Annotated in this window: 1 protein-coding gene; it reads left to right on the forward strand. The window is 54.7% G+C overall.

Going from position 1 to position 243, the window contains the following annotated elements:
• On the forward strand, positions 1-243 hold a 243-nt coding region (locus tag B7449_RS18150; protein ID WP_048884015.1), incomplete at both ends, for a UvrD-helicase domain-containing protein.

Raw genomic sequence — 243 nt, forward strand, 5'->3', positions numbered from 1 at the left:
TTTCAGGATGTGAACCGCGCCCAGTACCTGTGGCTCACGTTGCTCAGCAGGACGTCTGGTGAACTGTTCTGTGTGGGTGATGATTCCCAGAGCATCTATTCCTGGCGGGGGGCGAAAGTCGGCTTCCTGCGGAACTTCCCGCGTGAGTTTCCTGCTGTGAAGACGTTCAAGCTCGAGGAGAACTTCCGTTCCACCAGCAATATTCTTGATGCGTCGAATGCGGTGATTTCATTTGACCCGTCG

It is taken from the genome of Komagataeibacter intermedius TF2 (assembly GCF_000964425.1).
In the GTDB taxonomy this organism is placed as follows: Bacteria; Pseudomonadota; Alphaproteobacteria; order Acetobacterales; family Acetobacteraceae; genus Komagataeibacter; species Komagataeibacter intermedius.